This is a genomic window from Actinoplanes sp. NPDC051494 (genome assembly GCF_044454705.1).
In the GTDB taxonomy this organism is placed as follows: domain Bacteria; phylum Actinomycetota; class Actinomycetes; order Mycobacteriales; family Micromonosporaceae; genus Actinoplanes.
This window is the reverse complement of sequence record NZ_JBITDZ010000002.1, coordinates 36,701-58,130: the sequence shown is the minus strand read 5'-3', so window position 1 is coordinate 58,130 and position 21,430 is coordinate 36,701. Positions and strand designations below refer to the sequence as shown.

The 21,430-nt window shown below is 68.9% G+C and carries 22 protein-coding genes; 11 read left to right on the top strand and 11 right to left on the bottom strand.

What is annotated here, in order from left to right:
- The first annotated feature begins 86 nt into the window (after positions 1-86).
- Both ACIA6A_RS07130 and ACIA6A_RS07125 read left to right on the top strand, forming a co-directional pair.
- On the top strand, positions 87-926 hold the full coding sequence (locus tag ACIA6A_RS07130) for a LacI family DNA-binding transcriptional regulator (protein WP_396096539.1): 840 nt from the start codon (positions 87-89) through the stop codon (positions 924-926).
- 24 nt (positions 927-950) lie between these two features.
- Positions 951-2,132 carry an ROK family transcriptional regulator gene (locus ACIA6A_RS07125; protein WP_396096538.1) on the top strand — a complete coding sequence of 394 codons (1,182 nt, stop codon included), beginning with the start codon at positions 951-953 and terminating at the stop codon, positions 2,130-2,132.
- Between the two features lie 7 nt (positions 2,133-2,139).
- On the opposite strand, the gene ACIA6A_RS07120 is transcribed toward ACIA6A_RS07125, so the two are convergent.
- Genes ACIA6A_RS07120 through ACIA6A_RS07105 form a run of 4 tightly spaced genes read right to left on the bottom strand, consistent with a single transcriptional unit; the run spans position 2,140 to position 7,484 of the window.
- Positions 2,140-4,488, bottom strand: a complete 2,349-nt coding sequence (locus ACIA6A_RS07120) for a glycoside hydrolase family 2 protein (RefSeq protein WP_396096537.1) — start codon at positions 4,486-4,488, stop codon at positions 2,140-2,142.
- A 7-nt stretch (positions 4,489-4,495) separates the two neighbouring features.
- Entirely contained in the window at positions 4,496-5,317 is an 822-nt protein-coding gene (locus ACIA6A_RS07115; RefSeq protein ID WP_396096536.1) for a carbohydrate ABC transporter permease, read from the bottom strand.
- Positions 5,314-6,189: a carbohydrate ABC transporter permease gene (locus ACIA6A_RS07110; protein WP_396096535.1), complete on the bottom strand. Its 876-nt coding sequence runs from the start codon at positions 6,187-6,189 to the stop codon at positions 5,314-5,316. Before ACIA6A_RS07110 ends, ACIA6A_RS07115 begins: the two co-directional genes overlap by 4 nt.
- A complete protein-coding gene (locus ACIA6A_RS07105) occupies positions 6,186-7,484 on the bottom strand; it encodes an ABC transporter substrate-binding protein (RefSeq protein WP_396096534.1) in 1,299 nt (432 codons plus the stop codon). The genes ACIA6A_RS07110 and ACIA6A_RS07105 overlap by 4 nt, the downstream gene beginning before the upstream one ends.
- A 254-nt stretch (positions 7,485-7,738) precedes the next feature.
- On the opposite strand from ACIA6A_RS07105, the gene ACIA6A_RS07100 reads away from it, so the two are divergent.
- Both ACIA6A_RS07100 and ACIA6A_RS07095 read left to right on the top strand, forming a co-directional pair.
- A complete protein-coding gene (locus ACIA6A_RS07100) occupies positions 7,739-8,977 on the top strand; it encodes an AGE family epimerase/isomerase (RefSeq protein WP_396096533.1) in 1,239 nt (412 codons plus the stop codon).
- Between the two features lie 221 nt (positions 8,978-9,198).
- On the top strand, positions 9,199-10,134 hold the full coding sequence (locus ACIA6A_RS07095; RefSeq protein ID WP_396096532.1) for a DUF5996 family protein: 936 nt from the start codon (positions 9,199-9,201) through the stop codon (positions 10,132-10,134).
- Here the strand turns inward: ACIA6A_RS07095 and ACIA6A_RS07090 are convergent.
- Positions 10,128-10,616, bottom strand: coding sequence for an ester cyclase (locus tag ACIA6A_RS07090; protein ID WP_396096531.1), 489 nt, complete (start codon positions 10,614-10,616; stop codon positions 10,128-10,130). The two genes, ACIA6A_RS07095 and ACIA6A_RS07090, sit on opposite strands and share 7 nt — an antisense overlap.
- 147 nt (positions 10,617-10,763) lie before the next feature.
- The gene (locus ACIA6A_RS07085) at positions 10,764-11,927 is read right to left on the bottom strand and encodes an ROK family protein (protein ID WP_396096530.1); all 1,164 of its coding nucleotides are present in this window, start codon (positions 11,925-11,927) and stop codon (positions 10,764-10,766) included.
- A gap of 108 nt (positions 11,928-12,035) precedes the next feature.
- On the opposite strand from ACIA6A_RS07085, the gene ACIA6A_RS07080 reads away from it, so the two are divergent.
- The 3 genes from ACIA6A_RS07080 (at position 12,036) to ACIA6A_RS07070 (ending at position 14,250) form a co-directional block, all read left to right on the top strand.
- The gene (locus ACIA6A_RS07080; RefSeq protein WP_396096529.1) at positions 12,036-13,259 is read left to right on the top strand and encodes an MFS transporter; all 1,224 of its coding nucleotides are present in this window, start codon (positions 12,036-12,038) and stop codon (positions 13,257-13,259) included.
- Positions 13,260-13,350: 91 nt separating this feature from the next.
- Positions 13,351-13,560, top strand: coding sequence for a DUF2283 domain-containing protein (locus tag ACIA6A_RS07075; RefSeq protein ID WP_396096528.1), 210 nt, complete (start codon positions 13,351-13,353; stop codon positions 13,558-13,560).
- Between the two features lie 129 nt (positions 13,561-13,689).
- A complete protein-coding gene (locus ACIA6A_RS07070) occupies positions 13,690-14,250 on the top strand; it encodes a hypothetical protein (RefSeq protein ID WP_396096527.1) in 561 nt (186 codons plus the stop codon).
- A gap of 108 nt (positions 14,251-14,358) precedes the next feature.
- Here ACIA6A_RS07070 and ACIA6A_RS07065 read toward each other — a convergent pair whose 3' ends face one another.
- Positions 14,359-15,009, bottom strand: coding sequence for a TetR/AcrR family transcriptional regulator (locus ACIA6A_RS07065; protein ID WP_396096526.1), 651 nt, complete (start codon positions 15,007-15,009; stop codon positions 14,359-14,361).
- A 99-nt stretch (positions 15,010-15,108) separates the two neighbouring features.
- Between ACIA6A_RS07065 and ACIA6A_RS07060 the strand changes: the two genes are divergently transcribed.
- Positions 15,109-15,585: an NADPH-dependent FMN reductase gene (locus ACIA6A_RS07060; RefSeq protein ID WP_396096525.1), complete on the top strand. Its 477-nt coding sequence runs from the start codon at positions 15,109-15,111 to the stop codon at positions 15,583-15,585.
- Positions 15,582-16,733: an erythromycin esterase family protein gene (locus ACIA6A_RS07055; protein WP_396096524.1), complete on the top strand. Its 1,152-nt coding sequence runs from the start codon at positions 15,582-15,584 to the stop codon at positions 16,731-16,733. The genes ACIA6A_RS07060 and ACIA6A_RS07055 overlap by 4 nt, the downstream gene beginning before the upstream one ends.
- Positions 16,734-16,845: 112 nt before the next feature.
- On the opposite strand, the gene ACIA6A_RS07050 is transcribed toward ACIA6A_RS07055, so the two are convergent.
- The 3 genes from ACIA6A_RS07050 to ACIA6A_RS07040 all read right to left on the bottom strand — a co-directional run bounded on the left by ACIA6A_RS07050 (position 16,846) and on the right by ACIA6A_RS07040 (position 18,868).
- Positions 16,846-17,175: a DUF6183 family protein gene (locus ACIA6A_RS07050; RefSeq protein ID WP_396096523.1), complete on the bottom strand. Its 330-nt coding sequence runs from the start codon at positions 17,173-17,175 to the stop codon at positions 16,846-16,848.
- Between the two features lie 56 nt (positions 17,176-17,231).
- Entirely contained in the window at positions 17,232-17,549 is a 318-nt protein-coding gene (locus ACIA6A_RS07045; RefSeq protein WP_396096522.1) for a DUF6183 family protein, read from the bottom strand.
- A 389-nt stretch (positions 17,550-17,938) separates the two neighbouring features.
- The gene (locus ACIA6A_RS07040) at positions 17,939-18,868 is read right to left on the bottom strand and encodes a helix-turn-helix transcriptional regulator (RefSeq protein ID WP_396096521.1); all 930 of its coding nucleotides are present in this window, start codon (positions 18,866-18,868) and stop codon (positions 17,939-17,941) included.
- Between ACIA6A_RS07040 and ACIA6A_RS07035 the strand changes: the two genes are divergently transcribed.
- A complete protein-coding gene (locus tag ACIA6A_RS07035) occupies positions 18,845-19,888 on the top strand; it encodes an alpha/beta fold hydrolase (protein ID WP_396096520.1) in 1,044 nt (347 codons plus the stop codon). The two genes, ACIA6A_RS07040 and ACIA6A_RS07035, sit on opposite strands and share 24 nt — an antisense overlap.
- 269 nt (positions 19,889-20,157) lie before the next feature.
- Here the strand turns inward: ACIA6A_RS07035 and ACIA6A_RS07030 are convergent, their stop codons facing one another.
- Positions 20,158-20,754 carry a DUF6368 family protein gene (locus tag ACIA6A_RS07030; RefSeq protein WP_396096519.1) on the bottom strand — a complete coding sequence of 199 codons (597 nt, stop codon included), beginning with the start codon at positions 20,752-20,754 and terminating at the stop codon, positions 20,158-20,160.
- A gap of 234 nt (positions 20,755-20,988) precedes the next feature.
- Between ACIA6A_RS07030 and ACIA6A_RS07025 the strand changes: the two genes are divergently transcribed.
- Positions 20,989-21,393, top strand: a complete 405-nt coding sequence (locus tag ACIA6A_RS07025) for a hypothetical protein (RefSeq protein ID WP_396096518.1) — start codon at positions 20,989-20,991, stop codon at positions 21,391-21,393.
- Positions 21,394-21,430 lie beyond the last annotated feature (37 nt).

Below are 21,430 nucleotides of genomic sequence, written 5' to 3'. Positions count from 1 at the left end.
TCTGCCCCGCCGGTCCGGCCCGGCGGGGCGGCCATCGGTGCCGCGGAGCCGATGGTTCAATATCTCTGACGATGCGGAGAGATTCAGTGACCAAGGCACCACGGCGGATCGGCCTCGTGCTGGCACGAGCCTCCCAGGTCCTCGGCGAGGAGCCCTACTACCACGAGTTCCTCGAGGGACTCGAGCGTGTGCTGACCCCCGCCGGGATATCGGTGCTGGTCAAGGTGGTCACCGATCGCGCGGCCGAGATCGCCACGTACGAACAGTGGGCCGGCCGGCACCTGGTCGACGGGGTCGTCCTGGTCGATCTGCAGCCGGGCGACGAGCGCGTGGAGCTGGTGGGCGAGCTCGGCATCCCGGCCGCGGTGATCGGCGACCCGTCGACCGCGCCCGGACTGCCCACGGTATGGACCGACGACGCGGGATTCGCCCGGGAGGCGGTGCGGTTCCTCGCCGGCCGGGGACACACCGTGCTCGGACACGTCAGTGGGCCCCCGCTGCTGGCGCACACGCAGATGCGCCGCAGTGGCTTCGAGAATGAAGCCGCCGACCGCGGCCTCACCGTGACCACCGTCGCGGGTGACTACTCGCTGGAGTCCGGCCGGGCGCTCACCGAGCAGCTGCTGGCCACGGCCCCGGCGGCGCCCACCGCGATCGTCTACGACAACGACGTCATGGCCCTCGGTGGGCTGCTCACCCTCAAGGAGCGGGGCCTGGCGGTTCCCGCCGACGTGTCCGTCGTCGCCTGGGACGACTCCGCGCAGTGCCAGCTCGCCGTCCCGGCGCTGTCGGCGATGAGTCACGACGTGGGGCGGATCGGGGAGCTGGCCGCGCACGCCGTCCTGAAGGCGATGGACGGTGCCGCCGCCGGCGACGTCTACGAGGCACCGAAGGCTCATATAGTCGTGCGCGACAGCACCCGCTGACGGCCGGACGGGTACGGTACCGCCATGGCACGTCGTGAAGCACCCGCGGCCGGTCCGGGAAGCCGCGCCCTCGTGGTGGACGTCGTCCGCTCCACCGTCGGCATCAGCCGGGTCGAACTGGCCGAGATGACCGGCCTGACGCAACCGTCGATCTCGAACATCGTGCGTGACCTCATCGCCGACGGCATCGTGCACGAGACCGGCTCGACCGACTCGGCCCGCGGCAAGCCCCGCAAGCTGCTCGCCATCAACCCGGCCAACCGCTTCGGGATCGGCTTCCAGCTCGGCACCGCGTCGCTGACCTGTGTGGCCGTCGACCTCACCGGCGGCGTCATCGGCCGCGAGGTGGTGCCGCTCGGCGGCGACGACCTGACCGGCTCGCTCACGACCCGCTTCGAGGACTTCACGGCCGCCCTCGACCTGCCGCCGTCGCGCATCGAGGGCCTGGCCATCGTGTCGCCGACCGCCAACCCCGCGCTCGAGGGGTCGTTCCCCGAGTGGGACGCGGTGCGGGCCGAGCTCGCCGACCGGCTCCGGGTCCCGGTCCTGGTCGAGAACGACGCGGCGGCCGCGGCGCTGGGCGAGTTCTGGAGCCGCCGGGTCAGCCGCGAGCAGTCGTTCGGCAGCGTCTACCTGTCCGCCGGGATCGGTGCCGGCCTGGTCTTCGGCGGCGCGCTCTTCCGCGGTGCCAGCTTCGACGCGGGCGAGCTGGGCCACCTGTCGATCGCGTTCGACGGCCGGGAGTGCCCGTGCGGCAACCGGGGCTGCGTGGAGCGGTACGCGTCGACGACGGCCACCGTCGACGCGGCCCGGGCACATCCCGGCCTGGCGGCGCGGCTGGAGCTGGGCGGCAACGTCGCCACCGCGTACGACGCCGTGGCCCTCGCCGCGGTCAGCGGTGACCCGGACGCGTACGCGGTGATCGACACCGCGGCCGGGCTGCTCAACGTGGCGGTGACCTCGATGGTGAACCTGCTCGACCTGGAACGGCTCATCCTGACCGGGCCGGGCATGGCCGTGGCCGGTTCCATCTACGCGCGCAGTCTGCGCGAGCACCTGGCCCGGGCGGCTCATGCCCGGCATCGTCACGAGGTCGTCGTGGAACTGTCCGCCCAGCCCCGCGACGCCGCGAGCATCGGCGCCGCGGCGCTGATCGTGCAGGCCTCGATCGCTCCCGGCCACACCGCGAACTTCGCCCGGCCATGAAACCCGGCTAGCCGCGCAGCACCGAGGCCAGGTCGGTGAGCACCCACGGCGCCTTGACCAGGGCGGCGTCCAGTTCGACGGGTGCGCGTACCGCGAAGGTGGTGGATTCTCCGGGCAGCAGGGTGACGAAACCGCGGTCGACGACCGCCGACGGGTGCACCCGGTCGCCCTGCAGCAGGATGTCCCGGGCCAGGCCGGCCGCCCGCACGTGGACGTCGAGCCCGCCGGGGACGGTTTCGACCTCGACGGTGAGCTCCGCGTCGTCGCTCGTGACGTCCTCGAACCACAGTGCGCGCGCGTCATCGAGCCGGGCGACCACGAGGTCGCCGGACCCCGCGGGCACCAGGATCACCGACCGGCCGGGCACCGACACCCGCTCGGTGGCGGTGGAGAGCAGCGCGCCGGCGGTGTCGCGGCGTTCGATGAGCAGATCGCCGGTCCACTCGCCCGGCTGGTCGTTGAGGACGGCCACCACCAGAGCGCCGTCGCGGGGCTGGATCGTCAGCGCGCGCTGCGCGTACAGCTCGCGCAACGCGAAGTACAGCGGCTTGTACCGCCCGGCGCCGTCGATCGCCGCCCACGAGGTGACCGGCCACAGGTCGTTGAGCTGCCAGACGATCGTCCCACCGGTGTGCGGCCAGTACGAGCGCCAGTGCTCGATGCCGGTGGCCACCGCCCGTACCTGATTGAGCTGGGTCAGGTAGTGCCAGGCCTCGGTGCTCGCGGGCTCGCCGAAGTGGGGGGCGAGACCGCGGGCGAGCTTGCCGTTGCCGTCCTCGGCCTTCTGGTGGTGCAGCACGCCCGGCGAGGTGGGTGTCATCGGCTCGTCGGAGACCGCGTCACGCAGCGTGGTCCACGCCGGCGGTGCCTGCCAGCCGAACTCGGCCACGAACCGCGGTGTCGTGTTGCGGTAGTTCAGGTAATCCTCGCGGTTCCACACCTCCCACGAGTGGTGAGTGCGGTGTTCGGTGTCGTTGGGCTCGTGCTCCCATGAACCGGACCACGGGCTGCCCGCCTGGTAGGGCCGTGACGGGTCGAGCTCGGCGACGATCGCCGGCAACGTCTCCAGGTAGAAGCCCTCGCCCCAGCTCTGCTCCCCGTGCCGCGCGTCCGCGAACAGCCACAGGTTCTCGTTGTTGCCGCACCAGGTGATCAGGCTCGGGTGTACGGCCAGCCGGGTCACGTTGTCGCGGGCCTCGGCGACCACCTCGGAGCGAAGTGGCTCCTCCTCGGGATAGCAGGCGCAGGCGAACAGGAAGTCCTGCCAGACCATCAGCCCGAGCTCGTCGCACAGCTCGTAGAAGGCGCGGTCCTCGTAGATGCCGCCGCCCCACACCCGGATCAGGTTCACCCCGATCGCGGCGGCCTCGCGCAGCCGCAACTCGTACCGTGCCCGGGTCATCCGGGACGGGAAGATGTCGTCGGGGATCCAGTTGACGCCCTTGGCCGGCACGGGCTCGCCGTTGACGTGGATGACGAAGCCGTCGCCGGCCAGGTCGATCGCGGCGCCGCGGAAGCCGGTGCGCCGCTGCCACCGGTCCAGCTCCAGACCGTCGGCGGTCAGCAGCACCACGGTCAGGTCGTACAGCGGCTGGTCGCCGTAGCCACGCGGGGACCACCTCTCGATGTCCGGCAGGTCGATCGTCACGCGGGCGTCCGGGTCGGCGACGGTGATCTCCCGGCCGTCCAGCAGGACCCTGGCCCGTAGCTCGCGGCCCTCGCCGGAGGCCGCACGTTCCACCTCGACGGTGAGATCCAGGTGGCCACCCGCGGCGTCCCAGGTCGCCAGTGGACGGACTGCGGCGAGCCGGGCGACGCTCCAGCCCTCCAGCCGCACGGGTCGCCAGATGCCCGCCGTGACCAGCGTGGGCCCCCAGTCCCAGCCGAACGAGCAGGCCATCTTGCGGATGAAGTTGAACGGCTCCGGGTAGGCGTTGGGGCGCTCGCCCAGCTCGGCGCGGAGGCGTTCGGCCTCGGTGTAGGCGGAGGTGAACCGCACGGTCAGTGGCCGGGGTGTGGCGTCGACCCGGCCGGTCACGTCGAAGCGGTAGGTGCGGTGCATGTTGCGGGTCGAGCCGACCGGGGTGCCGTCCAGGTCGATGTCCGCCACCGTGTCGAGGCCCTCGAACACCAGGTCGAGCCGCTCCGGGGGCATCCCGGTCCAGGCGATGTCGCGCTGGTAGGCCCAGTCGGTGCGGCCCACCCAGGCGACGGACTTCTCGTTGTCGTCGAAGAACGGGTCCTCGAGCCGGCCGGCGGCCATCAGGTCGGTGTGCACGCATCCCGGCACGAGCGCGGGCACGGGTGGGTCGGCCTGCAGCGTCCAGGTCCCGCCGAGGTCTTCGGCAAAGGTCATCGGTTTCTCATTTCGTGGCGCCGGCGGTGATGCCGTTGTAGATGAAGCGCTGCAGCAGCAGGAAGATCACGACGGTCGGCAGGATGACGATAATGGTGCAGGCGGCGATCGTCTCCCACTGCGCCCCGTACGGGCCCTTGAAGCGGAACAGCGCGGTGGAGATGACGTTGAGGTCGGGTGAGCGCAGGTACAGGAACGGGATGTAGAACTCGTTGTAGACCGCGATGCCCTTGATGATCACCACGGTGGCGATGGCCGGCTTCATCAGCGGCAGGATGATCCGGCGGTAGATCGTGAACCGGCCGGCGCCGTCGAGCATCGCGGCCTGGTCCAGGCTTTTCGGGATCGACTGCATGAACTGGATGAAGATGTAGATGGACACGATGTCGGTGCCCAGGAACAGGATGATGGCCGACCAGAGGCTGTTGACCAGTCCCATCGACTTGACGATCTGGAACGTCGCCACCTGGGTCGTGACGCCGGGCACCAGCGCGGCGACGAGGAAGAGACCGAGGACCACGCGTTTGAAGGGAAACACCAGACGATCGATCGCGTACGCGGAGAGCGTGCCGACCGCCACCGTGCCGGCCAGTGACACCACGAGGATGATCGTGGTGTTGAAGAACCCGCGCAGCATGTTCCCGCCGGTCCAGGCGGTGACGAAGTTGTCGACGTTGAACCAGTTCCGCGGCGGGGTGAGCGGACCGGTGGTGCTGTACTCGGTGTGCGTCTTGAACGCGGCGAACAGGACGACCACCAGCGGAACCAGCACCACCAGCGACGCCAGCACCAGTGCGGCGTACGTCGCGGAACGCGCCACGTGTCTCACGACAGACTCACCTCGTCGTCGGGCAGGATCCGGCGCTGGATCCAGGTGACGACGAGCACCATCGTGAGCAGCACCACCGCCATGGCCGAGGCCAGGCCGATCTGCCGGAACTGGAACGCCGTCTCGTACGCCTGGACCACGAACGTGCGGGTGCCGTTCGCGCCGCCGGTCATGATGAACGGGATCTCGAAGACCGCGAGGCTGCCGGAGATCGCCAGGATGAACGACAGGCTGATGATCCGGCGGATGCCCGGCACGATGATGTGCCGGAACTGGTGCCACCGGTTCGCCCCGTCGATCTCGGCGGCCTCGTAGATCTCGCCCGGGATCGACTGGATCGCGCCGAGGAACAACACGAAGCTGAGCCCGGTGAACCGCCACATCGAGGTGCCGGCCAGCGAGAAGTTCGCGAGGTCCGGGTCGCCGAGCCAGAGCTCGGTGTGCCCACCCAGCCCGAACGCCGTCAGGACGGTGTCGAGCGTGCCGCCGGGCTGGAACAGGTAGAGGAAGACGAAGCCGACCGCGACCCCGTTCAACAGGTACGGGAAGAACAGGATGCCCTTGAACAGGTTGCGGAACCGCACGCTGAACGAGAGCACGGTGGCGAAGTACAGGGCGACCGCGATCTGGGCGAACGACGCGACGACGTAGTAGCCGCTGACCAGGAACACCCGCCAGTACTGCTCGTCGGTGAAGACCCGGACGTAGTTGGCCCAGCCGACCGGGTCCATGGTGACGTCCAGGCCGTCCCACGTGTGGAAGCTGTACCAGATCATGTTGCCGACCGGGACGTACGTGAAGACGATCAGCAGTGCGAGCGCGGGCAGGACGTACAGCCAGGGTGACTGCCGGCGCCACCACCCGCCGGTCACTTCATGACCTGGGCTCGGGCCTTGCTCCACCGCTCGTTGAGGTCGGCGAACGAGGAGTCCTTGGTGCCCCTGGCCGCGCCCCGGGCAACGTCGACGAGTTTCTGCCGGTAGATGTCACCCTTCAGGTCGATCTCGGACTCCCGGATGATGTCGTCCTCCTTGCCCGCGTTCGTGGTCGCCGCGGGGACCTCGACCAGGTCGACACCGGTCGCGGTGAACGCCTGCAGCCCGGCCGGCAACGGCCGGCTGATCGCGGGCGGGATGGCCTGCTGGTCGGCGGCGAACCCGGAGTCGTTGGCGAACCAGTCCAGCCACGCTTTCGCGGTGGCCTTGTTCTTCGAGTTCCTGCTGACGGCGGCGAGTTTGTCGCCGTCGATCGCGGCGTGGAACTTTCCGCCGGTCTGGTACGGGAACGGCCAGAACCCGACGTCGTCCGGGGTCGTCCCCGCGGCCTGGATCTGCGGCACCGCCCACGACCCCAGCAGCATCGACGCGATCTTCCCCGTCGCCAGCATCGGCTTCGAGGACTCCCAGTTCGTGGTCAGCGGGTCCTTCTCCGACAGCTTCTGGTGGACGATGTCGAACAACAGGCTGTCGGTGAGGTACTGGATCTTGCCCGGCTGCCAGGGGTTCGGATCCGCCGGGAACGTGTCGTTGATGCTCGGATCCGACAGCACCGCCCGGTGGTTGTTCCACTCGCTCAGCGGCCACCCGTCCTTGTAGTTCGTGTAATACGGCACCGCGGACGTCGTGGCCGCCACCGCCTTCAGCGCCGCCACGAACGCCTCAGGGGTGGTCGGCGGGGCGGTGATCCCGGCCTGCGCGAAGATCCGCTTGTTGACCACGAGACCCTTCGCGATGCCACCCGGCGACAGGCCGTACGCCGTGCCGTCGTAGGCGCCCTGGTCGACGAACCGGTACGTCGCCTTCAACTCGTCCACGGTGCCCAGTGGCTCGAAGAACTGGCCGTACTGACCGATCGCCACCGTGGCCGGGATCATCAGCACGTCGCCGTAGTCACCACCGCTGAGTTGCGTGGTGACGTCGTCGTCGTAATTCGTCACGCCCTGGAAGGTGACCTTCGTACCCGGGTACTTCGCCTCGAACGTCTTCGCGTACGCCGGCAGCGCCGTGTCCACCAGATCCGTGCGGTTCGTCAGCACCGTGATCGAACCTGAGACGTCTCCGGCGAACCCGCTGCCACCGTCGTCGTCACCCGCGCCGCCCGTGCAGCCGGCCACCACGCTCACGGCCACCGCCGCCCCGAGACCGATGAAGTTCCTTCTATTGATCATGCCGGTGTCCGTCCTGATGACTGGTTACGGGCGGCAACCAGACCGCCTCGGTGGAGCGCCCAGCATGAGACGGGCGTTACACGGCTGTCAAGATTAGATTACTAATTTAATTCAGACCGGGATGCCCTCCGGGCCGCGGACGGGTCTGCCCCTCCCCTCGCGCGGCCAAGTACGTAATTAATTAATCTAACCTTGACCCGCCGGTTGGTCGCGACGCATGCTGACGGCAGCACCGCGACCCTGAAGGAGCACCGTTGAGGCCTCCGGCCGCACCACCCGTACCCGCCGGCTGGCTCGATCGCGAGATGACGCGCCTGTTCGAGTTCGGCCGCCTATTCCCGCACCCACTCGGCGGCGCGGCCTGGCTGGGGCCGGACGGAACACCGGACCTCGACAAGCCGGTGCACACGTGGATCACCGCGCGGATGACACACGTCTACAGCCTCGCCGACCTGCTCGGCGTACCCGGTGCGGGATCCCTGGCCGACGCCGGACTGGCCGGGCTCACCGGTGTCCTGCACGACGCCCGCCACGGCGGCTGGTATCCGTCCGTCTCGGCGGCCGGGCAACCGGCGGCCGGGCAACCGGCGGCCGGCAAATCGTGCTACGACCACGCGTTCGTCGTGCTCGCCGCCTCGTCCGCGGCCATCGCCGGACGCCCCGGTGCACGCGACCTGCTCGCCACGGCGCTCGACACCCTGCTGACCCGCTTCTGGGATGACGACCACGGGATGTTCATCGACCGGTGGGACACCGAGTGGCTGCACGCCGACGACTACCGGGGCCTCAACGCCAACATGCACGCGGTCGAAGCGATGCTCGCCGCCTACGACGCCACCGCCGACCCGGACTGCCTGCGCCGGGCGCTGACCATCACCGCGAACGCCGTACGGTGGGCGCGCGATGGCGGGTGGCGCATGCCGGAGCATTTCGACGCGGCCTGGCGCCCACGGCTCGATCATCACCGGGACCGCCCGCTGGATCCGTTCAAACCGTTCGGCGCCACCGTCGGCCACGCCCTGGAGTGGTCCCGGCTCGTCCTGCACCTCGAAGCAGCCCTCGGCACCGGGGCCGACGACTGGATGCTCCCCGCCGCGGCCGCCCTCTTCGACCGGGCCGCCGCCGACGGGTGGGCCGTCGACGGAGCACCCGGTTTCGTCTACACGACCGACTGGGACGGCAGACCCGTCAGCCGGCAACGCATGCACTGGGTCGCCGCGGAAGCGGTCGGCGCGGCGGCCGTCCTGCACGCCCGCACGGGCGACGATCGGTACCAGGTTCGATACGCGCGGTGGTGGGACTACATCCGGCACCACGTCGTCGACCGCGAGCACGGCTCCTGGCACCACGAACTGGACAGCGGCAACCAGCCGGCCGCGTCGACGTGGCCGGGCAAACCCGATCTCTACCACGCCGTGCAGGCGACCCTGATCCCCCGCGCTCCCCTGGCCCCCGGCCTCGCCGCGGCCTGCGCGGCAGGAGCGATCCGGTGAAGCGGTTCCCGGTCACGGTCGCACGCCCCGGAGCTGACCCGCCCACCCGAGCGGAACCCCATCCCCTCCCCCGCGACAGGCGTTCCCATGATGTCCACACACCGGAGAACGCTCGCTCTGACAACCGCGGCCGCGCTCCTGACGTCCGGCCTGAGCTCGAGCCGGGAATCCCGCGCCGCATCCCGGTGCTAGCGTGCCGTGAGCAAGCGATGGGAGTACCGATGCCGTCAGACTGGCCGAGCCTCAAGGTCTCGGACTGGACCGCCACCCGCGACACCCTGCACATGTGGACCCAGATCGTGGGCAAGATCCGCATGGCGCACGCTCCCCTGGTCAACCACTGGTGGCAGGTCACCCTGTACGTCAGCTCGCGCGGGCTGACGACGTCGGCCATCCCGTACCGCACGGGTTGCTTCGAGATCGAGTTCGACTTCGTCGGCCACCGGCTCGAGATCCGCGACAGCGACGGCGGCACCCGCGGTTTCGCGCTGCGGCCGATGCCGGTCGCCGTGTTCTACGCCCAGATCATGGACCTGCTGGGCGAGCTCGGGATCGAGGCGCCGATCCGGCCCTACCCCAACGAGGTCGAGCCGGCCATCCCCTTCGCCGAGGATGATGAGCACGCATCGTACGACGGCCCGGCGGTGACCCTGTTCTGGCGGCAACTGCTGCAGGCGAACCGGGTGGTCGGCGAGTTCCGGTCGCACTTCGCCGGCAAGGTCAGCCCGGTGCATTTCTTCTGGGGATCGATGGACCTCGCCTGCACCAGGTTCTCCGGGCGGTCGGCCCCGCCGCACCCCGGCGGTGCCCCCAACTGCGGTGACTGGGTCATGGTCGAGGGCTACTCCCATGAACTGTCGAGCTGCGGTTTCTGGCCCGGCGGCGGTGCGGAGGGCGCTTTCTATTCGTACGCCTATCCCGCCCCCGACGGTTTCGCCGATCAGCCGGTCGGCCCGGAGGGTGCGTACTTCAGCACCGAGTTCCAGCAGTTCCTGCTCCCGTACGAGGTGGCGCGCGCCGCACCGGATCCCGACCGGGCGGTCGCCGAGTTCCTCCGCACCACCTACGAGGCCGCCGCGAACCTCGGGAAGTGGGACCGCCCCGCGCTGGAGGACGATCCCTTGCGCTGGCAGCAACGGACCACGGGCGGTCAGTGACCGCTCTGAGGCGCCCCGGTCGCGGTTGTCCTGGCGGCCTCGATCGCCGACGCGAAATCGGGGGTGGCCCCGGTCTGGGCGAGCAGCACATTCGCCGCGTTGTAACAGTTGAATCGTTCGATTTTCCCGTCCCGAAGATACCAGAGATCCGCCGTCGGTACGTCGATCCGGTTTCCGGTCGGAGGGATGTCGCCGATCGGCGTCGGGAACGCGCCGAGATGCGTTCCCTGAATGCGCAGTTCGACGGCGACGACATCACCGGCCGCGTGCACGCCGAGCAGTTCCCGGTGGACGTCGGGGAAAACGCCGGCGAAGCCCGAGAGCGCGTACGGGATCTGGTCCCCGCGGAAGGTCAGCGCATTCGGCATGTCGTTGAACGTTCCGTCCTCGGTGAACAGGGCGCGAAACCCCGGTCCGTCGAGGACGTCGCCTTCCGCCAGCCGGTAGCTCGGCCGCGCCGGCGTCGGCCGTGGCGTGCTCACCGCGGTCGCACTCGACGCGCTACGCGTGCTCCACGGTCAACGGATGGATTAGGCCGACTCGGCTGGACCGCAGCTCTTCCGCTCAGCTGAAGGCCAGGCTCGACGACGGCAGTGCCACGGTCCGCGGATCGTTGCTGTGCGCGGCATTCAGTGCACCGCGGCCGATCGGGCCTGGAGCCAGGCGGGGGTCAGGACGGTGTCGAAGGCGAGTTCGGCCGCCCCGCGCAGCGGGCCCGTCTCCCCCACGGTGCCCGCCAGGATGCGCGGTGGTTCGGCCCGGCGGAACCGCATCAGCTTCTCCGCGCAGGACCGCTCGATCAGGTCACGGCGCAGCCGGATCAGCTCCACGCCGAGCCCGGACAGCGTGATCACCTCGGGGTCCAGGGCGTTGGCCAGCGCGCCGAGGCCGTGTCCCAGGGCGACCGCGTTGTCGTCGACCGCCCGGCCGGCCCGGGCGTCGCCGGCCTCGGCGCGGGCCAGGATCTCGAGCCCCGCCGCCCGTCCGCGGCCGTAACCGGCTTCCTGCCCGACGTGACGCAGCAATGCGTTCGTGCCCACGTGCAGGCTCCAGCACCCCTGGACACCGCACCGGCACCACAGCCCGGAGCCGGTCAGCGGCATGTGCCCGAACTCGCCGGCGATGTTGGCGGCACCGCGCTGGGGGTCCCCGCCCAGCAGCAGGGTCCCGCCGATGTCGAAGTCGATGTGGAAGTGCAGCGCGGTACCGACCCCGCGCAGGGCACCGCGCCGGGCCTCGGCGAGCCCGGCGAGCCGGGCGTCGTTGTCGACCGTGGTGGGCCACTCGTCGCCGAGGTGCTCGGTGAGGTCGACGTCGTCCCAGCCCAGGTGGGAGATGTGCAGGTGGCGGCCGTGGCGGACCGGTCCGGCGACAGCGATGCCGAGCGCGGCGAGCCGGTCGTCGGCGTGGCGCCGGGTGACCGCACGGATCTCGGCGAACACCGCCGGGGTGCGGTCGTGCTCACCGGACGCCAGTTCGGTGAGCCGCCCGCCCAGGTCGATCCGCGCCAGGGTCCAGGTGTCCTCGCGGAGGTCGGCGGCGAAAGCGACCGGGCCGGCAGGGTGCGGCAGCAGCGAGGTGGTCGGCCGCCCGCGTCCCGTGGCGCCGGCGGGGACCTCGTGCAGCAGCGCGGCCGCCTCGAGCTCGGCGGCGAGTGCGCCGGCGGTGTTGCGGCCGATGCCCAGCAGCCGGGCCGCGTCGGCGCGGGTGAGCGGCTCGCCGGCGTCGTGCACCGCCCGCAACAGCCGCACCAGGTTGTGAACGCGCAGGTCGGCGCTGGTCGTCGATACCACGACCACGATTATGGCAGATTTTGTCCTCGGCAAAAACAAAGTCTTGACCGGCGAACCTTCCCGCGTTTATGTTCGAGGCAAGAACATAACTGTGAGCCAAGGAAAGACATGCTTCCTGACAACGCCGCCCTGCGCCGTGCCCGTACCGGCGTCTTCGGCACCTTCGCCACCTCGGGCTTCGTGATGGGCGCGTGGGCGGCCGCGCTGCCGTCCGTCGACCGCCGCCTCGACCTCGGCGAGGCGCGCCTGGGCACCGTGCTGCTGCTCATCCAGATCGTCGGGCTGGTGACCATGCTGGCCGCCGGGAAGATCGCCGACCGGATCACCAGCCGGAGCCTGCTGCGCTGGACCGGACCGGCCACCCAGCTGGTCCTCGTCGCCCCCGCCCTCGCCCCGAGCTACGAGACCCTGCTGGTCTGCGGCGCGATCTACGGGATCGGCGTCGGCTTCGTCGAGGTCGGCCTCAACGCCCACTCCGTCGAGCTCGAGCGCTACTACCGGCGGCCGATCATCTCGTCGTTCCACGGATTCTGGAGCCTGGGCGGCGCGGCGGCGGGTGCGCTCACCTCGCTCGGCCTCACCCTCGGGCTGGGCAACCAGGCCATGCTGGTCATCGCCGCCCTCGCCAGTGCCGTGGTCTTCGCGGCCTTCACCCGCCCACTGCTGCCGCCACCCGGACAGACGACCGTCGACAGCACCGGCACACCGGTCCGCCCGGTCCGGATCGGCGCACTCGTCCTCGGCGCGATGTTCATCCTGGGTCTCGGCGGACACCTCGTCGAATCCGGCGCGATCGACTGGGCCAACCTGCACGCCGCCCGGGTCCTGAACGCCGACGACGCACTCGCGCCACTGTCGTACACGGTCTTCGCCGTCGCCATGACGATCTTCCGCCTGCTGGGCGACCCGATCCGGGCCCGGCTCGGCCCCGCCCGCACCCTGCTCGCCGCGGGCACCCTCGCCGCCATCGGCTACGCCCTCGTCCTGTCCTCGGCCGCCACCGGCGGACTGCCCCTCGCCTGGACCGGCTGGATCCTCGCCGGCTCCGGCATCGCGGTGATCGTGCCCGTCCTGTTCAGCGCCATCGGCGAAGCGGGCGGCCCACCCTCGAACGTCGCCCTGATCTCCATCTCCGGCTCCGCGGGCCTGCTGGCCGGCCCGGCCACGATCGGCTACCTCGCCGGAGCGACGAACCTGACCGCCGGCCTCCTGGTGCCCGCCACGCTGGCGGTGTTCATCGCCCTGGCCGGGCCGGTGACCATGCGCCGGCTGCTCAAGTCACGGGCTCCGGAAGCCGAGAATCCCGACCCGGCGCTCAGCACGACGAGATGACAACCCTTTCCGGGTACGGGCTGCGGGCCGGAGGTCGTCCCTTCCGGGCCCAAGGCTGAGCATCCTCCGCGGACGACGGCAGATCAGCGCGTTGGAGTACGACAACGAGGCGGATGCTGCTTACCTCGAGCTGGAGAAAATTGCCGGAGCGGCGGTTGTCGAGAACGTCGTTGTTGAACGTCCGGGAAGAGGCGACATCGTTCTCGACTTCGATACCGGCGGGCGCCTGCTGGGGGTGGAGGTTATCGGCGCGACCGCACTTCTTCGCCCAACGGCTCTCGATGCTGCGGAACGGCTCTGACCCCGCGGGTCCGGCATCGCCTGAAGCGCGCTGTCGGCGGCAGACCGCCAGGCGCGGATGCCCGGTGGGACACACAACAACCACCGATTCGCGGATCCCGGCCACCGCCGTCATCGATAGCTTCGCTTCATGCCCTCGCCAGCCCGCCTCGCCGTCGCAGTTACAGTTCCCGTCATCCTCGCCGTAGCAGCGGCAACAGCTGTCATCGCCTGGTATGTCCAAAAAGACGAGCGGCTACCCATCAACCTGCCGGGACTCACCGCAACGTGGAGCGCCGGCATCACTTCAGACACCCTCCACGCAGGCCAGGGCCCCACCTTCCCTGACAAGCTTGACGGTTGGCAGCAACAACGTGACTGGACCGAAATCACGCGCGCTTTTACTGACCAATGGACGTCGGTGTGCGGAAGCGACACTTGCAGCGATCCCTATCCAGCGACGATGAACGGGTGCACCAACCAGCGATTTCTCGTTCGTTGGCGCTCTCTGAACGATCCTGTTCTCTTCGCTTACGGTGAAGTCACCGGCGACATCGGAACCATCGCGGAAAAACAGCTCGCCGAACCAACAAAACAAGGATGGGCCGAGCTGACCGGATGCTCCTGGCCCCTATGGCAATACACAGACGGACACCCCAGCACCCTCGGCGACATCACGGTTGCCGTACAGCAATGGACTCCGACGCCATAACGAACCCTTGAGAGGGGCGTTACCTACGCTTGGCAGGGAGCTCAGCCGTGGAGATGCAGTACGTGACGTCCTTTCCGGCGTTTACGGCTAGCCGTGCGCCGGTTTCCGTCAGCGAGGCGGGCGCAGGCTCCGGGGCTCGTAACCGTGCAGGAAGGCATGCACCCCAGCCGTGATCATCGCTTCGGTCTCGTCCCGGCTTTGCAGGTCGTTATCCGGGTCGATGAGGTTGTCGGCGGAGATGAGCAGTATCAGATGCCCGGCCGCACGGGTGGGGTCCTCGATCGCTAGGTCACCGCGCTCGGCGATGCGACGCAGGCGTTGGGCCAGCTCGTGGCGGGTGCGTTCGGGGCCGGTTTGCCGCCAGAGCCGCAGGGCGGCGGCGGGGACATGTTCCCTTTCGGCGTTGATCTGGCGGATGAGCGCGAAATGCGGGGCCAGGTCGGAGGTCAGCACGCCGAGCCAGGCCATCCCGAAGTCGATCAGGTCCGATTCGAGGTCGACAATCTTGCTGAGATGACGATCGATGATGTCGACCATCGTGTTCGCGACACGTTCAGTGCTGTCGTGGATCACCGCCTGGAACAGGTCGGCCTTGTCGGCGAAGTGGTTGTAGATGGTGCGGTTGGAAACACCCGCCTCGGCGGCGATCGCGTCCAGGGAGGCGCGGCTGTAGCCGTCGCGGGCGAAGAGTCTCAGGGCTCCGGCCACGATCGCCCGATGCTTGTCAGGCTGGCCGACAATTTTCTTTCCACCGGTCACGACGACCAACTCTAGTCGGTTGCACCGATGCTTGCATTAACTACACCGATCGCAGTAGCTTCTACACCGACCGGTGTAAAGCTACTCCCGAGGAGTGCCATGGTCCAGATCGCCATCATCGTCGGCAGCACGCGTCCCGGCCGGGGAGGTCGCATCGTTGCCGAATGGGTCGCTGCGCAGGCAGCACAGGAACAGCCCGGAGCCGGATTCGACATCGTCGACCTGGCCGACTTCGCGCCACCGATGCTCGACGAGCCGCAACCGGCCCTGTTCGGCCGATACCGTAACGCGCACACCGTCCGCTGGGCCGAGACTGTCGCCCGCTTCGACGGCTTCGTGTTCGTGACGCCGGAGTACAACTATTCGATCCCAGCCGCGCTGAACAACGCTCTGGACTTTCTGCACCTGCGGCTGATCCTGGCCGAACTGCACCAGGACTTCACGTTCTCCGAGGCCACCGAGCCCGGCGAGTTCGGACCCGGCCCGCACCAGCATCAGGCCCTCGCGGCCATGCTGGACGAGGTGGTGGTCCGGTCACGTGCTTTGACTCAGGTTCGCGTCGGGGCCTGCGCATGACCAGGTTGTCCGAGCCGCTGTCCGGCGCGGCGCTCGATCAGTTGGCGGAGGCGATCGGCGTCGGTGCGACGATCGCCGGGCTCGGCGAGTCCACCAGATTCGCCCACCAGACCTTCGCAGTACGCGAGCAGCTCTTCCGTCGTCTGGTCTCGCGCCATGGCTTCCAAGCGCTCGCCGTGCAGGACGACGCCCGCGCCGCCGCGGGGCTCGACAGGTATGTCAACGGCGGCGCCGGAACCGCCGCGGCGGCACTGGCCGATGCCTGGCACCCGTGGCGGACCGCGGAGATGGCCGCGGCACTGGACTGGATCCGCTCCTTCAACCACGATCATCCGGACCGCTCGATCCGGATTTTCGGCGTGAAGCCGGCGCAGGCGCGACCCGCGGACTACGACACCGTGCTCGACCACGTCCGCGACGTCACCCCGCACCGGGTGGCCGTGCTCGCCGCCCACCTGGAACCCATCCGTACCGCGCACCAGACCGACGAACACATACAGCGCGCGCGTGGCATCCACCCGGGCCGGCCCTTCGCCCAACACGCCCGCGACGCGCTCGCCATCGTCGAACAGCTGCCTGACCAGGTCGTCTTGACGCTGATGCGCCGGATCGTCGACTTCCACGAACGCAGCGTCGCAGGACGCGACGACTACGCGGGAGACGCTCGCACCTGGGCCGCAGCGATCGCCGGGCATCAGCGGCGCACCGGCGTCCGCACGGCCTATTGGGACACCATCGCGCACACCACGGCAACGCCGGTGACCCTCGGCATAGCACCCGCGCGCGGCCCTCAGCCCACCGTCGGCACCATGCTGCGCGAACAGTACGGCCCCGGATACGTCGCCGTGGCAATCGGCTTCCACCACGGCGACCTCGGCATCGCCAACGTCCCCCCACCGCCCCCGGACTGGCTCGACGCCCAACTCGGCACGGCAGCCCAGCCAGCGCTCTGGCTCGATCTGCGTACCCCCGACCTCCACCACCGGTGGAACGCAACCGCGACAGTCCGAGTGATCAGCGGCATCTACGAGCCCACCCGAGACGCCCTCGAGCACCTCGCCGTCGACAACCTACCCGCAGCCCTCGACATACTCGTCCACCTGCGGCAGGTATCACCCGTGCACCCGTTGCCCCGACGCCCAGCTTGATCGGGTGCACGGACATACCGCCGTCCATGCACGCCAGCCCTCACGGGGCACGTCACGCGCTGTGGCGGGCTCCATGGTGGCTGGCAGCCGGCTTTGCTGAGAGCCGAGTCGCTCAGTCGGTGTCGGTGGCGGCCAGCACGGCCAGACGGCGCCGGTCCGGCGAGAGGACCGCCAGGCCGATGTCCCACGCGACGCTTTCGAACCAGTTGGTGGTGCCGGCGAACGAATACCATGAGCAGCGGTGTGCCAGCGCTTCGACCTCGCTGGCTGGCGCGTCTAGTCGGGCACCCGCCAGCGTCTTGAGCGAGCGCCACGCGAAGAGTCTTCCGTACGCTCCGAACTCGCCGCTGTTGTAGGCGCCCCAGCCGAGGCTGCCGCGAACAACTGCTGCCAGGCCTGCGTTGCCGAGCAGGCACCGGCCCCCGTCTTGATGCCTCGACACGGCCATTGGATTCCTTGGTCTAGTTGTCCACCGCGGCGGTAAGCATCGCCGTCTCGTCAGCCGTGGTCGTTTCCCGCCACCGAGGAGTTAGCCCGTGCCCGGGCACGGGCTTCGCCGACAAGCCCGGGACGTCCTTCGACCGACGTCAACGACAACGGCAACCAGCCGAGCGGATGAAAGCGCGACTGTGTCGAGACAGCCCACCGGTGACGAACCTCGGTCCCGCGCAGCACCAATTCCTGCGTGAGACAAGCCCGCAGTTCCTCCGACCCGCCGGCATCGAACACACGGTCCAGCTCCGCGACGGTGTGGGCCGAAGCCAGTAAGGACGCCGCATACTGTATTTTGCGGCGATCCGGCAGTACTGACGCCACAATGCGATGCCGAGATCCGCGACGAAGCTTGCGTCGCCGGCACGCAGACGACTCTCGGCGAGGTCCCAGACTCCCGTTACAAGATCGGATGTACGGATCTGCTGCGATCCGCGCGTGTGGGCCCGAGTCGTCTTACTTCACCATGCGGAAAAGTGGATGCCGAGGCCCGACTCCAACGCCGGCAGAACGGAGACGCCTTCTGGCGGAGGCACGGGGAATCAGGCACGCCGCCGCATCGGGGTCCTCACCCGCATAAGCATTGGCTCGATGAGCGTCGGCCCGGTCTGCAGCGGGCTCTCCGTGCATCGGCTGCCGATCGTGCGCGAAGACCCACTCGATGCGGTCGCGTGCCTCGGTTGTCGCTCTGCCGTACGACGTCCGGGCTGGTCTCAGCCGTATCGCTCGACGAGTGCGTTGCCGATCGAGGCGAGTTGGTCTCGCACACCCGCTGGGCCGGTCACCTCGATCCATGCGGCCAGCCCGGCAAGCTCGCCGGCGAGTACGGATTCGTCGTTGCCGCGGATCACGACTTCGATGCGGCCGTCGGTCATGGACCCGCCCACCTCGAGACGAGTGCCGAATCCCATCCGGAGCACGCCTATCCCGTGGGGCATGCACACCGCCCGGGCCTCGAGGGGTGTTCGCTTGCGGTCGACCTCGGCCGCGATCGCGCGCCAGCTCTCGCCGAGGTCGAAGTCCACGGGCCGGTGCACGGGATCGCCGCTCGGGTCGACGGACGACACCCGGTCGATCCGGAAGGTCCGCCGGCCGGCCTCGGTGTCGGCGACGAGGTACCACGACGGTCCTTTGGCGACGATGCCCAGCGGGTGGACGGTTCGCTCGGTTTCGGCGTGTTCGCGGTCGACGTAGCCGAGCCGGATCTGGACGCCGCGGATCACCGCGTCCTGGAGTTCGTCGAGGAAGCGAGGCGGTCGGGGCTCGACCCGGCTCGACCCCCATCGCTGCGGGTCCATGACGAGCGACGACGCGGCCGCCTCGGCTTGCACCCGGAACGGCTCCGGCAGGGCGTGGACGAGCTTGCGCAGCGCCGCTTTCACAGCCGGCGTCACAGACGAGGCCGGGCCGGCGACCAGGAACAGGGCACGGGCCTCACCCGCGGTCAACCCGGACAGGTCGGTGCGGGCACCACCCACGAGGCGCCAGCCGCCGCCCCGGCCCTGCACGGAGTACACCGGCACCCCGGCCATGCTCAGGGCGTCGAGGTCGCGGCGCGCGGTGCGCTCGGAGACCTCCAATTCCCGGGCAACCTCCGCTGCGGTCACCTGCTCGCGCCGTTGCAGCAGAAGGAGGATGGCCATCAACCGGTCGGCTCGCACTCCGGCAACACTTCCACGAAAACCGGCCAGGAGGTGACCGGTATCGGCCCGCAAGATGCCGGCATGACAACCGATTTTCCGGAGCCCACCCGCATTTCCGTCAACGGTGTGGAACTCGAGGTCTTCGAAGCCGGCCGGCAGAACACCGGGAACCCCATCGTGCTCTGCCACGGCTGGCCGGAGCACGCCTTCTCCTGGCGCCATCAGATGCCCGCCCTCGCGGCAGCGGGCTACCACGTCATCGTCCCGAACCAGCGGGGTTACGGCAACTCGTCCCGCCCGGCCGAGGTCACCGACTACGACATCGCACACCTGTCGGGTGACCTCATCGCACTGCTCGATCACTACGGATACGACAATGCCACTTTCGTCGGTCATGACTGGGGTGCAGCCGTCGTCTGGGGCCTGACCCTGTTGCACCCGAACCGGGTCAACAAGGTGATCAACCTGAGCCTGCCATACCTCGAGCGCGGAGAAAGGCCCTGGATCGAGGCCATGGAAGCCGTGCTCGGCGGCGACTTCTACTTCGTCCACTTCAACCGGCAGCCGGGCGCCGCGGCAGCTGTGTTCGAGCAGAACACGTTCCAATTCCTTCGGAACCTGTACCGCAAGAACGTGCCCCTCGCAGAGCCTCAGCCGGGCAACGCGTTGATTAGCCTCGCCAGAGCGGAGACCCCTCTCGGTGAGCCCGTCATGAGCGACACCGAACTGGCCGTCTTCGTCTCCGCCTTCGCATCAACAGGGTTCACGGGCGGCATCAACTGGTACCGAAACCTGGACCGCAACTGGCACCTGCTGGCGGACGTGGACCCGATCATCCGGCAGCCCACCCTCATGATCTACGGCGACCGCGACACGGTCGCGAGGTCTGAAAGACTGACAGAATTCGTGCCGAACGCCGAAGTGATCAGTCTTGACTGCGGACATTGGATCCAACAGGAAAAGCCGGAGGAATCGACCGAGGCCATTCTGAAGTGGCTGGACCAACGGGATGCCGCTTAGCATTCCTGAAGGAGATCCGCTTCGCGGTCCACTGAGGGCTCGCGGACTGTAGTCGCTGGTCATGCCCCCTACGCTGCGGGTTGGTGGCGTCAGCCACCAACCCGTCAGGTAAGCCGTCCGGCGGGCCCACGGTAAGCGTCGCGGGCGAACATGCACAGCTGCCGCGTGCTGCGCCAAATAGGGCCTGGGATGCAGGCGTCACACTGACATGCGCTCGAGGGTCACGTGCACGGATCTGCCGCGATCCGGGCGCGTGGGGCCCGAGTCGTTTACTTCACCATGCAGAAAAGTGGATGCCGCAACCACAAGGCGAGCAGGTCGGCATCAACGACATGGGACACCGCGATTTCGTCGCCCACTGTGCGGTACGGGATCTCGTGCCGACGGCCGGCGAGGGTCGCGATCGTCGCCCTCGAGAGGTCTTGCCATTGTTGCAGGCCAATGCCCGACTCCAACGCTGCCAGAGCGGAGACACCTTGCGGCAGAGGCACCGGGAGTAGGCCGCCAAGGTCGATCAGGCCCCCGTACCGTCGGGCCATCGCTACCGCGAGGTGGGCGAGGAAGCGATGGTCGTCCTTGCCGTTGACAGCTGCAGCCAAGACCACCTCGATGCCTGGCGGGGAACCGAGGGCACGGTCCAGGCATGCCGCCTCATCGGGGTCCTCACCTTCGTAAGCAATCGGCTCGATGAGCATTGGCCCGGTCTGCAGCGGGCTCTCCATGCCTAGGCGGCGAGGCTCCCGGAGCAACCACGAGTCGCCATCAGTATCGGGAGTGAGTGACTCTGCAAGCCAACTTCGAAACTCGCCGACGCGGCTCGTAGTGAGTAGGCCAGGTGCGAGAACTGCAGCAGTAGGGCCGGCCATGGGGCGATGATAGGGGCTACGGCGGCGACCATCGGGGCGGCATTCGGATCTGCCGCTGATCGGGCACGTCCGTCGGCGAACGTCGTCACTTCGGGTGAGTGGCTAGTGTCGATGCTGAGCCCGGACAAAGGACTTTCGTACCTGCAGGCTGGTAGCTCATAACCGCAGCTGCGCCTCGACCGGATTCTGGGAGACCGGCCCTTCGCCGAGATCGGCGAGCCTGTTCTGGCGGTCATGGCCGAAGGCCGCCTGGCGGTCGCGCTGGCGTTCCATCCGACGCTGCCGCTGCTGGCGGTCGGTAGCGGCAGCTATGACGGCGGCTACTTCTTCGAAGGCGAACTGCTTCTGCTCGACCTGGAGACGAGCGCGGCGGTGTCGCTGTTCGAGCACGAGCTGGGTCGCCAGGTGCTCGGCCTGGAATGGCTCAACGACTATGAGTTGCGCCTGCTGCTGGCGCCGCCGGACGATTGGCAGGACCGAGCCGCATGGGCAGAAGGGCACGTGGCGGTGGTGCGCCGCGACGACTGGCGTGCCGTTGCCCCCGCCTCGATCGAATCTGAGGAATTGGCGGGGCCTCGGATTTCGATGCCCCGGTACGCGGGCGGTGGTGCCTCCCCGGAATCTTCCCGACGGCTTTGACCGTGGCAGGAGCCGATCGACTCCTTGTCGGGACCAG